The following is a 12,910-nucleotide window of genomic DNA, read 5'->3' as shown; positions in this document are numbered from 1 at the left end:
GTGGAAGAGATTCCACCCGGCCTTGTCGTATGTGCGGCCGCCCTACTTCGGCGCAGGCGGGTTGGCGGGCAACTGATTCCAATACTGCAGCCGTGGAGGCAGGTATCGCGGCGCCGGGTTTGCGCTGTGCGCGACGGCGTTGTTGCCCGGTCCGAGGGTGTCCCAGGACGGGAAGAAGAACTTGTGCCACGCGGGGGTGAAGATCAGCGCCCGTTCGCCGGTGCGGCAGGCGACGACGTCGCGCCGCGGCACGGTGCACGTGACCCCGGCGATGGTGACGCGCTTGCCGACGCCCAGAACCGGCGGCCGGAACCCGGTCTTCGAACCGAAGCGGTACGTCTGGTCTCTGTTGACCCACCACGGGCCCTGCTGGTCCGCCGTGATGGCGGCGCCCGTCGCGGTGGGCGGGGCGGTCGCGGGACGGCCCTGACAGCCCACGTAGCGGTAGGCCTGCCCGATCTGGCACATCCAGCGGCCGGTGGTGAAGAACGAACGCCCGTTGTCCCCGTAGGCGAGCGAGCGGAAGGTCGTCGGGTCGACCGGCTGGTAACGCGCCAGGTCGAATTCGACGGGCATCGTGGGACCGGGCGCGGCGTGCGCCGGCGGCGCACCCAACGCGATCCCGGTCGCAACCGTCAGCGCGGCCACCACCCCGACCGTTCGACGGATGACCCCGGTTCCCAACCCCAACCTCGACACGATCGACATTGCATCACACGGATTCGGGTCGTCGTCGTCGATCCAGCGATAAGTCATACGACTGATCACTGTCGTGACTAGCTGTTACGTAGATCACTCGGGAAATTCACCAAATTGTTTGCCACACGTACTTGAACAGTCGGTCGCAACACGCCCAACTGACGACGCGCCGAAGAGTGTCGAAGGATTTTCAGTTTCTTGATTGTGGAAATTAATCGGTGTTCTGACCTGGGCAAACAGAGTTGTTCACACCCGAATTCCTCAGGTTGTCCACAACGGGTGCACAATCGCTCCCCCGCTCATTCACACGTCGTCCACAAGTCCTCCCCAGATTCATCAACAGCCCGGTTTGAGTCGTCGTGTCGGAGGTCTTAGTGTCACGGCTCAGGTCTCAGTCCTGTTTTCGCACGCCCGGCGGCAGTCGTTGTCGGAGCGTCCCGATAGGAAGAGACGGACAGAGCAAGAGACAGAGCAGTACGTCGACACCGGAGACTCGCGAGGTGGCCTGCCGGGGCCGACACCACAGAGGTCGATTCACTCGTCAGGGCGAGCGGATCGAGCGTATGCGAGAGGTTAGACACACGTGGCTGTTGTGGATGACCGCGGGCACGGTCCTGCCGCCGGCGATCGGGATAAAGAACGAGGTCGGGGTCGAGGTGCGGACGATGCACCGCCCACCGAGGACTTCGGTAGGCAACCCCCACAGGATCTCGCTGCCGAGCAATCCGTGCTCGGCGGCATGTTGCTGTCCAAAGACGCGGTCGCCGACGTCGTCGAGAAGATCCGGACGGCCGACTTCTATCGGCCCGCTCACCAGGCGGTGTTCGAGGCGATCCTTAGCCTCTACAGCAAGGGCGAACCCGCCGATGCGGTCACCGTCGCCGCAGAACTCGAGCGGTCGGGCGAACTCAAACGCATCGGTGGCGCACCGTATCTGCACACGCTGATCTCGACGGTGCCCACGGCCGCAAACGCCGGCTACTACGCCGAGATCGTGGCCGAGAAGGCCATCCTGCGCCGTCTGGTCACCGCCGGTACCCGCATCGTGCAGTACGGCTACGCGGGCAACGACGGCCAGGACGTGGCCGAGGTCGTCGACCGCGCACAAGCAGAGGTCTACGAGGTCACCGAACGCCGTCAGGCCGAGGACTACCTTCCCCTCGAAGAACTGCTGCAGCCGACGATGGACGAGATCGACTCCATCGCCTCGCGCGGCGGCATCTCGTTGGGCGTGCCGACCGGCTTCGCGGACTTCGACAAGCTGACCAACGGTCTCCACCCGGGCCAGATGATCATCGTGGCCGCGCGACCCGGCGTCGGCAAAGCGCTCGCCCTCGACACCCCGCTGCCCACGCCCACCGGCTGGACGACGATGGGCAAGGTCGGGGTGGGCGACAAGCTGCTCGACGCGCACGGCCGGCCCACCAAGGTGGTCGCCGCGACCGACGTGATGACCGAACGTCCCTGCTACGAGGTCGAGTTCAACGACGGCGCGGTGTTGGTCGCCGACGAGCAGCACCAGTGGGCGGCCGAGATCGACGGTGAGCGCCAGGTCGTCACAACGGCGGGCCTGCGTGCGCACGTGGGGTGTGCGGTCATCCGCAACACCGCGCCACTCGAGTTGCCGCGCAAGCGATTTGCCTACGGTCCGTACACCGTCGCGGCGCTGGCGGGGATGGCATTCGACGACCCCGAGATCAGCATGCGCATCGACGCCGAGGGGCCCGTCGACGTGATGACGCTGATGGCCGACCTCGGCGGACGGATCCCCTACGAGTACCTGCGCGGTTCGATCGCGCAGCGTCGGGCGTTGCTGGCCGGTCTGCTCGATGCCCGCGCCACCGTCGACGACGACGGTTGGATCACCGTGCCCGCCGCGACCCGGCACATGACCGCGGTCGTCGCCGATCTCGTGGCCGGCCTGGGCTTCAACTACAAGCGGTCGGCCACCGGCTGGCTGCGCGTCGACGCCGACGAAGACGTGTTCACCGTCCACCACAAGGCAATTCGACACAAGGAGCTCCGACGCAAGGCCGGCGTCCGCCGCGTCGTCGCGGTGCGTCCGGTGGACTCGGTGCCGGTGCGCTGCGTCGAGGTCGACAACGACGAGCACCTCTACCTCGCCGGCGAGGCGATGGTCCCGACACACAACTCGACGCTGGCAATGGACTTCCTGCGCTCGGCGGCGATCGGACACGGCCTCACCGCGGCCATGTTCTCGCTGGAGATGAGCAAAACCGAGATCGTCATGCGACTGCTCTCGGCAGAGGCCAAGGTCAAACTCGCCGACATGCGTGCCGGCACCATGAGCGACGACGACTGGACGCGTCTGGCCCGCCGAATGGGTGAGATCTCGGATGCGCCGTTCTTCATCGACGACTCGCCGAACCTCACGATGATGGAGATCCGCGCCAAAGCGCGTCGTCTCAAGCAGCGCCACGACCTGAAAGTCGTTGCGGTGGACTACATGCAGCTGATGACGTCGGGCAAGAAGGTCGAGTCCCGACAGCAAGAGGTCTCGGAGTTCTCGCGTCAGCTCAAGCTGCTGGCCAAGGAACTCGAGGTCCCGGTGATCGCGATCAGCCAGCTGAACCGTGGTCCCGAGCAACGTACCGACAAGAAGCCACAGGTGTCGGACCTCCGTGAGTCCGGTTCGCTGGAGCAGGACGCCGACATGGTCATCCTGCTACACCGCCCCGACTCGATCGAGCGCGACGACCCGCGCGCCGGTGAGGCCGACATCATCGTCGGCAAGCACCGTAACGGCCCCACCGCCACCATCACCGTCGCGCACCAGCTACACCTCAGCCGGTTCGTGGACATGGCGCGGGGTTAGTTGGAGTGTGTCGAGATGCAGCGAAGATTAACAAAGGTGCATGCCTTGTTTAACAAGCTCGCCGTCTGCTCGAGTCGCCTTGACCAGGGAAGACCTCAGTGTGTTCTGGACCGAGACGTGCGAATCTGATCGATTTCCTGCTAGTTTTCGCGGCATCTTTCGCTCGCATCCCTATATCAGCACGCTGTCGGTATCGGCGTCCAGCCGATCCTAAGTCTCTGTGCTTCGCGATTGGCGGGGACTGTCTGACGAATAACAACAAACCGCGATGATCCGGTCTGTGTGGCCCGGTCGCCTCGATCCCGGTACGGCGCCCAAACGCGAGCGAGCATTGGCAAAGCGGGTAGACAATCAATGAGATCCAATCTGACATGATTCTCCGATAGCTGTCGCGAAATCAACAGACCAAAGGGGTTTCGATGAAAAAATCCCGCCGCTCGCCAGCAAGGCCACCGACGTCCCGAAGGACAAGCCGTTCGATCAGACCGCAGGACTCGCCGGCGGTCCCAAACTCCGAGAACCGAAATCTCGATTGGCCGGCAATAGTTTCGGTCGGTGGGCTTGTACTGTCGGTCATAATCGTCGTGGTGGCCTCGACGTTTACTTCCTGCGGTGCTGCGAGTGATCGTGACCTCGCTCGCAAAGGGCAACAGAGTGACCGTTACACCGCCGCTGTTGGCCAACTTGGCAGCGACACACTCGAGACTCGCCTCGGCGGCATCTACGCACTTGAGCAACTCGGTACTGAGTCGACCACGTATTACTTGCCAGCGTACGAGGTCATCGCAGCCTATGTCCGCAGCCGATTCACATTGACTTCCGTCGGATGTGATAGTCGTCGGCCGCAGTCTCCACCACCCGCCCCACAGACGCCGCTCGACTTTGACCTGTTTACAGCGGTAGAAGTTCTGGGTCGCAGAGGCGCCGACGAATCGTACGTTCCCGATCTTTCTGGCATCTGCCTGTCGTACGCACCGCTCATTAATGCAACGATGCGGCGCATTAACCTCGCTCGCGCGAACTTGGTCAGCGTGGACCTTACTGGCGCGAACTTGACACGGGTGGAACTGTCCTACGCGGAGATGACTAGTGCGAACTTGGCCAACACCGACTTGACCTGGTCAAACTTGCATGGCGCGAATCTGGCGGGCGCAAAAATGGCCAATGCAGGTTTGCGCGGCGCTCAGTTGACTATGGCGTGGCTGTTTTCCGTCGACTTGACCGACGCGGACCTCACAAACGCAGATTTGACCGGGGCAAATTTGGACGGCGCGAACTTGACTGGCGCGAACTTGACTGGCGCCGACCTATCTCACGCGAACTTGACTACAGCGACAAGGGTGGACCGTGTGCAGTGGCCGCGGGATTTCACACCACCTCGCTGATTGTGATCGAGTAGCGCAAGCCGCGCCGGGCCGAGAACCTTAAGGCTCCAGTGCCTTCGGAGCATCAAGAAATATGACCGGAACCGAAGGCGGCCCAGCCAGCCTTCCTTCGGCGAGGCCCAGCGGGTGTCGCGCCCGGGCACAAGCCGGCTAGTTCGGGACTGACTAGAGATCGCCAATCCCCCCCCGCGCTCGCTATTCTGTTGTAGGGATTCCGCGCGACTCGTAGTGCCAGCCGACCTCCTGATTGAGAGGAAGTCAGAACCTGAAGCCCTACTGGAAAGACTTGTGCGCCGCGCGGGCGGCTGTGCTTAGTGCGCATGTGCTCTGGCCCGCTTTCGGCCTCGAGCCCGCGCCGTATGGCACCGACTCGCTCGATGCGCTGGCCGCGCGGTTGACCTCGCGATCAAGCGAGCAGGGCGTGGCGGTGCTCGACATCGGCCGCCCGCTCACGGCAGACGCACTCGTGCAGCTCGGGTGGCGGATGGGCACGGTCCTCGCGGAGCGCGATCCAGCCGTCACGTCGTTTTGTGAGAACGAGTACGTCCTCAACTTGCGGTCGACCGAGGACGCTGGCGACTTCGAGCTCCAGCCCTTCTCTCCGCGTGAGCTGTTCGCGCATACGGAGGCGAGCCACCGTCCCAGCGGCCAACGACCGACGTGGATCGTGCTCCAATGCCTGACCGCGAACGAAGACGATGCGAGCGCTCAGACCGTCGCGATTGCGATGGATGCTGTCGCGCGATGTCTGTCGGCGGTCCAGCTCGAGACGCTGCGGAGCACACAACGAGTCGGCTCGAGTCATCCCGTCGTCGAATGCGATGCCCCTGTGTTCGCGCTCCGTGATCCGTCGGTTACCGACGATCGATTCACCTCGGACTCGGGAAAGGAGGCCGCCGACGCCGCAGTGCTCGCCGCGATGAAGGCCGTGTACCAGACCCGACTTGTGCGGCGTATCCCGTGGCGGCCGGGCGTAATCGCGGCGATCGACAACACGAAGGTGTTCCACGCGCGCACTGCGGGCGAGCCCCATGGCTCACGGCACTTGCAGCGCGTGCGCGTCCGGCGCGTCGGATGATCCTGACTCGTAATTCCCGCCAGCCGACCAGCATTGCCCTGCGCGACCGCTAACATGTGTCCATGACTAGCGCTGGGAGCAGCAAGTCGAATGCGCGGCGCGTCGCATGGCGCTAAATGCGGAGGAGCGATTGTTTGCAGGCTGGCCCGGGGTCACTCCATTCGCCGTTTTGCCCGATCGGATGACCACGCCGCGACCAGCAACGTCGGCATGCCTTAGCACCGAAGTGGACGAGGGCCTGCTTGAGGTATTCGCACGCGCGAATCGTCCGGATGATCCTATGGAGCTGCTAACGCTCTACCTCGCCCGTGTCGAACACGACCTCGGGCACGACTGCGCGAGACCCGAACTCGCTGACCATTGGCGAGAGAGCCGTCGGCGGCGCGAAGTCTCGTCTATCGATGTGCTGCAGAACCAGGCGACACCAGTATTCATCAAGGAGCTATTCAACTTCTTTTTTCGCGACGATCTTTACGGGCGTCTGGAGCGAGAGGACAATATTCTCCTGTCGACAGGCTCCGTCGAAGAGGAGCGATTCGGTCTCCCATCTGCGCTGAGAGCGTGCGTGCATTACGCGCTCGAGCGTGGGTGGTACGGATACTCGGACTCTTTAGGACGGGACGCGACCAGGAGCGCAATCGCTGAGATGGAGAATGCGCGTGAGGGCCGCACCAACTACGACGCCACAAACGTTGCCGTCACGTTCGGGGGAACTGCTGCGGTCGGATCTCTCGTCGAGCTACTCGCTCGCCGGAACCGGAACCGCAGATCGGGGACCGCCGTTGTCGGCCTCCCGAACTACCCTCCGCTCGTCCGATCGATAGGACAGCGCTTCCCGACAGAGCTGGTGCCGCTCGCGTGCGAAGGCCAGCGGACTCCGCTCCGCCCCCTCCTCGATGCGATCCGTACCGACACGCCGCTGGTCTTCATCCAGACGGTGACGAACCCCACGGGCGCCCGCGTCGACGTCAACGAGCTCGATCGACTTCTGCGCACAGTGACCGATTCGACGGTCGTGATCCTCGACGACTCGCACGATTGTCTCGGACCGCGAGCCGAGGGGCTCCGGTCGTTGCACCCCAATCTTGTTCGCGTGAGAAGTCTGTCGAAATCACACGGGGCGCCCGGCCTAAAGGTCGGTTGGATACTCGCGCACGAGGAGATAGTGAGTGAGTTCTACGAGCTGGCGTCGACCGCGTATGGTTCGCCTCCATCGCTCTTCTATTTGCTGACGGAAGTGCTCGCTCGCTTTGAGCTCTGGGAGATCCGCGACCTCATGGAACCGGGACCGCACGAGTTGGCCGAACTCGCAGAGTATGAGCCGTGTGCCCGTGATCTCGTGAATGCCTATGCCTCCTACCGGATCGAGCGCGAAGCTCGCGAGAGGGAGTTGCTCGCGCTTCGCAACTTCACCGTCGACCGCGCCCATTCGTTCAGCGAGCAGGTCTTCGCGCCTCTCTGTTCGTTCAATGTCACCTTCGCTCCCGGTTCGGCCGGTCCGGACTATCTTCTCTTCCGCCGACTGCTTCGTCGCGAACGCGTCGCCTTCTACCCTGGGATACTCGCCTACTGCCTTGACGGTGCGTGGCTGCGCGCCAGTCCTGGAGTGCAGAAGAATGACCTCGTCAGCGCGATGGACCGAACGGAGCGATTCGTGCGAGGCCTGCGGTGAGGGTTGGCGAAGGGTTCGTCGATTACGAGACTCTCGTCGCGCGGTCTTCGGGAGTCTGCGGCTCGATACTTCCCGATCCACGTCAAAGCATTGCCTGCATCCCCGAGATCTTGGACGAATCTTTGTCGGGGAGTGACGCACACTCCGCAGCGATCGTCCTTGGCGTCGACGGTCTCTCGTGGGAGTCGGCGCGCGAGCTCGGCGCCGACGTCGTCCACCCCTTGACGGCGGTCTTCCCGAGCACCTCGGTCGCCGCGTGGATCACGGCGACCAGCGGACTCGACGTCGCAGACCATGGGATCGTCGGCCCGGTGTGCCAGCACCCGTCAATCCCTCCAGGGCGCGTATGGAACATGTTTCGCGGACGCCACTACGGATTCGACGACGACTGGCAGCGAGACGGCGTTCCCACGACCCACATTCTCGGCCCATGGCCGACAATCTTCGCCCGTCTCTCGGGTCGCGGTGTTGTGTCGCGCGTGCACCTCGGAGATATCTCGACGATGCCGGGGGCCTGGACCGACGCACTCGTCCGCGGCGCAACGCACGTCATTCAGCCGCGATATCGCTGGTCGGTTATACGAGACGCTCCAGCCTTGATCGCGAGCACGACCATCGCGGAGGTCGACGACTCGTTGCGTCGGTCCGTCGGTCGTCCCACTCTGATCTGGATACACGTGAACCTCGACGAACACGTGCACTACTCGGGGTACGATTCGTCCTTCCGGACAGCGTTGCAGAGTATCAGCCGAGCCGCGAGGCGGTGGGCGGACGCAGGATCGGAGGTCTTACTGCACTCCGATCACGGGCAGACGCGCACGACCTGCTCGAACCGGCTCGCTCAGGCGTGGGCCCAGGTAGAGTCTCCGGTCTTCTGTGAGAGCCCCGCCGGCGGCGCTGGCCGAGTCCGGTGGCTCTATACGCGCCCCGGCGCCGCCGCCGAAGTGCGTGCGATCCTCGCTGACGTCGACGCCCCAGGCCTCATCGTCGGTTCGCGCGATGATCTGATCGGGATCCTTGGACCTGTCGCGGAGGTCCTCCCCGACAGCGATGCCATTGTGCTCGCGACCGAACGCGAGTTCCCACTGGTTGATCGTGTCTATCGGTTCGAGCATGGGAGCCTAACCAAGAGTGAAATGGTCGTCCCACTCGCTCTCTGGCACCGCTAGGCTGAGCAGCGTGACGGCAGACTCGCGATCGGGTAGGGCCGCCCAGTGCTACCGACGACTGGGAACCACAGGATGATCCTGATCCCCGATGCCCCGCACATCCGTTCGGTCGGTCTCATGCTTTCCGGGGGCCTCGACTCGTCGGTGTGCGCAGCTTGGCTGACGGCTCAGTCGATCGCCGTATTCGCGATTCAACTCCATCACCCCCGTCGACCACGACGTGAGGTCACTGCGGCGGACACGGTCATCGCGTTACTGGGTCTCGAGCGACGAGACATCTGCGTTCCTCCGCCGAATGCCTCGGCACACATTCCGAGGACTGTGCAGCTGAGTGTGGGGCTTACAGAAGCGAGAGGGCTCGGCGTCGAGCGTCTCGTCCTCGCCGACTTGAGGTCTGACCTTCCGAGGATCGGTACGTCCGTCCACCGACTCACTGCCGAAGCCGACTACATCGAGAACGGCTCGCGTGGGCCGGAGATGTGGCTCCCGTTTTGGGATGTCCCGAAGCTCGGCGTGAAGTCGCTTGCAGACGATTTGGCCTTTCCCGTCGGGCTCACATGGTCGTGCGATCTGGATCGCGAGGCTCAGTGCGGCGCCTGCGGAGGATGTCTCAGCCGGAGGAGCGCAGGCATTGCATAGGCGAGTGGTCGCTGTCATCCCGACCCGCGGCCGTACAGGCGATGCAGCAGCTGCTGCGCGCTCAGTGCTCGCGCGAGATGCTGCGACGCGCGTCGTGATCGTGGACGACAACGATCATCCGACGTCTGTTCCGTTCGCTGATCGCGTCGATGTCGTACGGGAGCCGGACGTTAACGCGGAGCTCGTGGAGGCCACGGGATCGGAGCTGCCGAGCCTTCGTGAGGGTCTGCCGTCGGGCTGGGGCGCGGGGCTCGCTAGGAATGTCGGGATCCTATTCTCGCTCTTACGGTTCGATGCGACGCATCACCTCCTAGTCGACGATGACATTGAGCTTCTCGCCACCCCACACTGCGCCGATCGAGTCGTCGCGCTCGGGCGACTGTCGGGTGTGCCAGACCTCTCGCCACTCGAATGGATGCAGGCATTCGTGTGGGCGGAAGCTGGACCGTCGGCGGCGCCGCCAATCGGTGGGCCCATAGTCCGTAATGTCGCCGACGCGCTGGCACGAGCCGAGAGCGCGTCTTGTCTCGGTGGAGGAAAGCCCACGGTGATTGGATTCGATGAGCGCCACGACTGGGGCGTCCCCCAGTTCGCTTCGGGTGGCCTGATGCTCATCGAAACCCATCGAGCGATGAGCGTTCCGTTTCCTCCTGGAGTCGACGAGGACGTCCACTGGACGCACATGATCGATCCTGGCGCTGCGGTCGACGCCGAGCCAAGCCTGCGCGGCGTCCATCGTCCTACTAGGCTGCGTGCGCTCGACGCGGAACTCCTCAGTCGATACGCGCTGGGATCGAGCTTGGCCGTGCTCTGCCGCTTAGCGCTCACGCATTCTGACACGATGCTTTCTTCAGGCCATCGCCTCGTGCTTTATCGGCTAAAGAAGGAGGCAAACGCGGCTAAGGGACTCGCTTCGGCGAGCGTCCCTTATGATGGACTTCGCGGTGTCCGCGAGCAGCTTGAAGCGTACAGTCGATGGGCTGACTCGCAGACCGCGTCCGATGTGGCGCTCCTCACCGAGACGGCACGGCGGTTTCGCGACTACACATCTTGCTGGAGAACGATCCGTAGTTCGCTCGAGTCGGCACCGAGGCAGCAGCGATGATCGCGCGGAGCGTCATTGTCTCGCCGCATCTAGACGATGCGTTCCTATCACTCGGAGGGGCTCTCCTGTCGGGTGTCCTGGATGCATGCGTGATCGTCAACGTCTTCTCAACTAGCGACAACACCCGCTTTGGAACCGGCGATCTCGAAGAGGTGACGGCCCGTCGGCGAAGCGAGGACGGCCGAGTCTTCGCCGATCTGTCGCCGCAGCGGATCTACCTTGATTGGCCGGACTGGCCACTTCGGTTCACACTTCCCCGTCCGCGGGACGAGGATGTCGCTAATGTGGTGAGCGCCGCCTGCCGGGTCGCCAATGCTGCGTTCGTGCTTCTTCCCGCGAGCATAGGGCAGCATCCCGACCACGACTTCACGCGCCAATTGGATCGGTGTCTATCGGATTCCGGGTGGATGGTCGGCTACTACGCCGACCTGCCGTACGAGCAGCCGCAGTGTCCTCCCGGTTTCGTTGCGAGTGGTCTACGTCACCGAGAGGACGACGCCGATGAAAAGGCCCGACGACTCTTGTTGTATTCGTCGCAGATCGCGGCGGCCTATGTCGCCGCGGACTATCGGCGCAGTCAGCGACAGGGTTTCGTCGAAACTGTCTTCGTGCCAGTCGGGAGCGACTCCTAATGCTCGCAGCGGAGCGGGAGCGCCGAACTCGTGGCATCGTTCTCGACTCGAGAACCTATCTGGACAATTACTATGGACTGAAGGATCGCGACTTCGTCGTTGAACTACGGTCGGGCGCTCGCGCTCACGTCCGAGCTCGCGATAACCAGGCGGTCGGCGACATCGACATCCTCGACGAACTCCTTATCCAAAACGTGTACCGATTGCACGAGTGCGGTTCGAGGGTTGTCCTCGATGTCGGGGCACAGGCCGGATACTTCTCGTTGATCTCAGCAGCCCGCGACGATGCGCACCGTGTGATTGCGATCGAACCTTCGCGCGAGAACTTCGACGCTCTGCGACGCAATGTCGCTCTGAATCCTCTCTTGCCGATCGAGACGCGCATGAGCGCGCTCGACCAGTCGTGCGGCTTGGGCGTACTGCGGCTCGATCCCTCGAATGCCGGGGGGCACAAGCTGCACCGTCCCCGAGATGGACTCGTTGACGTTTCGCGCGCCGGCTTCGTGCAGGCGACCCGCACCTTGTGCGTCGACGCAGCTCTCTACGGACTCGAAGGTGCGCTCGTCAAACTCGACATCGAAGGGGCCGAAGTCGGCGTGATTGACCAGATCGTGCGTTCGGCGAGCTGGCGTACGCTCCTCATGGAGGAGCACCGCGCGGTCGGCGCACTGAGCCTTCACACCGACCTAGCTGCGATCGGCGTTAGGATCGACGTGCTGTCGCGGACCGAGTACGAGGGCGAAGGGCGATTCCAGGTTGTCAGGCTTCGTCGTCGATAGCCGTGTCGATGCGCTCCGTCCTGCCGCCAAGAGTGCGACCGCCGAGAGTGCGACCCGATTTGGTGTGCAGGAGATCGAGATTTGCCCCGTCGTCCGGATTAAGCCGATCCTCGAAGGTCACATCAATCCTCATGGACTGGCCGTCTGCACCGATAACCTCGATACCCTTGCGACCCATCGCGCGATCCAGGGGAAGCCTGACCTCGTACGGTGTGATAGCGGGGAGTGCGACAAAGGAGACGCTGCCCACTACCTCGATCCCCCAATAGTCGGGCACATCGATGTACACGAGAGGCATGAGCTCGACGCGGATGTTCGCGTATGCGGCCACGCCACTCACGATCAGATAGCTGAAGAACTGGCTTCCGCTCGACTCGACGTGCGCGTCTTCGTACCTTATCAGTCGCCAACTGCTGGGCGTGTTGCTCTGTTCGGTCACGGCCACTCCCTCGTTGGCTAGACGATAGCGAAGGGTGCGAAATTAGACTAGGCAATCGCGGACTTTGAGGTAAGAGCGTGTTGATCCGAACCGATTCCGCCGGTGGCACGCATGAATTTCGCGACATGCCTCACCGGACGACGCCTCAGTTTCTCGGTCGGGTTCAGTATGACCCACACCACGCCGGGCTCATCGACACTGTCACCGGAGGCGTGGACATGCCTATGACGCCGACGGCGTCGAACGTGACGGGGCGTGGGTGGCCGAGTTCACCGGGATTCTCCACCTGCCCTGCTGGCCGAGGCCCGGCGGACCTGCAATTTTCCACAGCCATGTTCTGAGGTCTGAGACAGCTGAATATCGTCGCGCATTTGGTACTCGGGGACGGGGCGGCGAACTACCGCTCGGCGCTGCCTGAGCGATGTCGATTCTCATCTTCGACGGACTGCGACTCAATTCTTGCTAGATTTGCTGCTA

The 12,910-nt window shown here is 63.3% G+C and carries 11 protein-coding genes and 1 pseudogene; 10 read left to right on the top strand and 2 right to left on the bottom strand.

The window, feature by feature from the left end; genetic code table 11:
• Nucleotides 1–42: 42 nt before the first annotated feature.
• Nucleotides 43–708 carry a hypothetical protein gene (locus GOALK_RS21890; protein WP_035754051.1) on the bottom strand — a complete coding sequence of 222 codons (666 nt, stop codon included), beginning with the start codon at nucleotides 706–708 and terminating at the stop codon, nucleotides 43–45.
• 574 nt (nucleotides 709–1,282) lie between these two features.
• Between GOALK_RS21890 and dnaB the strand changes: the two genes are divergently transcribed.
• The 9 genes from dnaB to GOALK_RS21845 all read left to right on the top strand — a co-directional run bounded on the left by dnaB (nucleotide 1,283) and on the right by GOALK_RS21845 (nucleotide 11,994).
• On the top strand, nucleotides 1,283–3,535 hold the full coding sequence (gene dnaB / locus GOALK_RS21885) for a replicative DNA helicase (protein WP_040004432.1): 2,253 nt from the start codon (nucleotides 1,283–1,285) through the stop codon (nucleotides 3,533–3,535).
• A 587-nt stretch (nucleotides 3,536–4,122) separates the two neighbouring features.
• The gene (locus GOALK_RS23685; RefSeq protein WP_198136095.1) at nucleotides 4,123–4,920 is read left to right on the top strand and encodes a pentapeptide repeat-containing protein; all 798 of its coding nucleotides are present in this window, start codon (nucleotides 4,123–4,125) and stop codon (nucleotides 4,918–4,920) included.
• Between the two features lie 286 nt (nucleotides 4,921–5,206).
• On the top strand, nucleotides 5,207–5,998 hold the full coding sequence (locus GOALK_RS21875; protein WP_157139183.1) for a TauD/TfdA family dioxygenase: 792 nt from the start codon (nucleotides 5,207–5,209) through the stop codon (nucleotides 5,996–5,998).
• A gap of 280 nt (nucleotides 5,999–6,278) precedes the next feature.
• The gene (locus GOALK_RS21870; protein ID WP_006361028.1) at nucleotides 6,279–7,670 is read left to right on the top strand and encodes a pyridoxal phosphate-dependent aminotransferase; all 1,392 of its coding nucleotides are present in this window, start codon (nucleotides 6,279–6,281) and stop codon (nucleotides 7,668–7,670) included.
• Nucleotides 7,667–8,839 carry an alkaline phosphatase family protein gene (locus GOALK_RS21865; RefSeq protein ID WP_040004430.1) on the top strand — a complete coding sequence of 391 codons (1,173 nt, stop codon included), beginning with the start codon at nucleotides 7,667–7,669 and terminating at the stop codon, nucleotides 8,837–8,839. Before GOALK_RS21870 ends, GOALK_RS21865 begins: the two co-directional genes overlap by 4 nt.
• A 72-nt stretch (nucleotides 8,840–8,911) precedes the next feature.
• Nucleotides 8,912–9,478, top strand: a complete 567-nt coding sequence (locus GOALK_RS24695) for a 7-cyano-7-deazaguanine synthase (RefSeq protein WP_006361026.1) — start codon at nucleotides 8,912–8,914, stop codon at nucleotides 9,476–9,478.
• A 4-nt stretch (nucleotides 9,479–9,482) separates the two neighbouring features.
• Nucleotides 9,483–10,583: a hypothetical protein gene (locus tag GOALK_RS21855; protein WP_157139182.1), complete on the top strand. Its 1,101-nt coding sequence runs from the start codon at nucleotides 9,483–9,485 to the stop codon at nucleotides 10,581–10,583.
• Nucleotides 10,580–11,215, top strand: coding sequence for a PIG-L family deacetylase (locus GOALK_RS21850; protein WP_006361024.1), 636 nt, complete (start codon nucleotides 10,580–10,582; stop codon nucleotides 11,213–11,215). Before GOALK_RS21855 ends, GOALK_RS21850 begins: the two co-directional genes overlap by 4 nt.
• A complete protein-coding gene (locus tag GOALK_RS21845) occupies nucleotides 11,215–11,994 on the top strand; it encodes an FkbM family methyltransferase (RefSeq protein WP_006361023.1) in 780 nt (259 codons plus the stop codon). Before GOALK_RS21850 ends, GOALK_RS21845 begins: the two co-directional genes overlap by 1 nt.
• Here the strand turns inward: GOALK_RS21845 and GOALK_RS21840 are convergent.
• A complete protein-coding gene (locus GOALK_RS21840; RefSeq protein WP_198136094.1) occupies nucleotides 11,975–12,433 on the bottom strand; it encodes a hypothetical protein in 459 nt (152 codons plus the stop codon). The genes GOALK_RS21845 and GOALK_RS21840 overlap by 20 nt on opposite strands.
• A 68-nt stretch (nucleotides 12,434–12,501) precedes the next feature.
• On the opposite strand from GOALK_RS21840, the pseudogene GOALK_RS24720 reads away from it, so the two are divergent.
• Nucleotides 12,502–12,734: pseudogene (locus GOALK_RS24720) on the top strand (IS1380 family transposase); the annotation flags it as partial.
• Between the last annotated feature and the right edge of the window lie 176 nt (nucleotides 12,735–12,910).

It is taken from the genome of Gordonia alkanivorans NBRC 16433, from assembly GCF_000225505.1.
GTDB classification, from domain to species: Bacteria; Actinomycetota; Actinomycetes; order Mycobacteriales; family Mycobacteriaceae; genus Gordonia; species Gordonia alkanivorans.
Note: the sequence above shows the minus strand (reverse complement) of the source record. Positions and strands in the feature narration are given on the sequence as shown.